The organism is Shewanella sp. 4_MG-2023 (genome assembly GCF_030548015.1).
GTDB lineage: Bacteria > Pseudomonadota > Gammaproteobacteria > Enterobacterales > Shewanellaceae > Shewanella.
Map to the genome: position 1 here is coordinate 1 of NZ_JAUORL010000079.1, position 1142 is coordinate 1142.

1 protein-coding gene is annotated in these 1142 nt (G+C 42.8%); it reads left to right on the plus strand.

Annotated elements, in window-relative coordinates:
- Positions 1-1133 (plus strand): IS4 family transposase (locus Q4546_RS19125; RefSeq protein WP_303446852.1); only part of this gene is annotated, 1133 nt, incomplete at its 5' end.
- Positions 1134-1142: the final 9 nt, after the last annotated feature.

The following is a 1142-nucleotide window of genomic DNA, read 5'->3' on the forward strand; positions in this document are numbered from 1 at the left end:
GGGGTGAGTCCGTTAGGCAACTGATTAATAAATTGGATATTATCCTCCCAAATGAAGTCGATTATGTTGCTCGAAGCGCTGTCACTCAGGCAAGAAAAAAATTAGGAAGTGACGTTGTAGAAGATATTTTTAGACAGACTCAGCAGCAGTGGAACATGCAGGCTGAACACCCACAATGGTGCGGCCTTAATCTTTATGGGGTTGACGGTGTCGTCTGGAGAACCCCCGATACTCCTGAAAACGATAGTGCATTTTCTCGCACGAGTAATCAATCGAATAATGCTTCCTATCCCCAAGTTCGCATGGTGTGTCTAATGGAGTTAAGTAGCCATCTGTTAGTCGACTCCTCTTTTGCGAGTGTGGCTGAAAATGAAATGACATTAGCGGCTAATCTCATCAACAACACGCCGGATAACAGTTTAACCCTGTTCGACCGGGGCTTTTACTCGTTGGGGTTATTACATGACTGGTCACAAGCGGGAAGTAATAGGCACTGGTTAATGCCATTGAAAAAGAATACACAATATGAAGTGATACGTTCTTTAGGGCGACAGGACAAGCTTATTAGGCTAACAATCACGCCTCAATCGAGAAAGAAAAGGCCTGATTTACCTGAGTTTATGGAAGCCCGTTTACTGACTAAAACAGTGAAGGGAAAAACGCTGCAAATCATCACTTCACTCACAGAGCCAATGCGTTATCCATCAGGTGAAATTGTTGATTTATATGCTCATCGATGGGAGATAGAGCTGGGGTACAGAGAGATGAAGCAGTACATGCTTGAAACTCGGTTTACACTCAGAAGTCAGCTTCCGGAATTAATTAGGCAGGAGTTGTGGGGAGTCCTTCTTGCGTATAACTTACTGAGATATAAGATGGTATTGATGGCGCACTCATTAAAAGGGGTCTTCCCTAACCAATTGAGTTTTAGAGAAGCGTCATCGCATATTATTTTTAAACTATCCCAGCTTCCTAGTATGTCTCCAGGCAATATCCCTAAGGTAATCTTTGATATAGAAAAGAATGCAAAACAGTTTGTTTTAGAAGGAAAAAGGGAGCGTAGTTACCCTAGAGTGCTGAAGTGTTCGAAGGACCGATACCCCATAAAAAAGAAAGCCGTTCACGTTAAGTGAACGGCATTA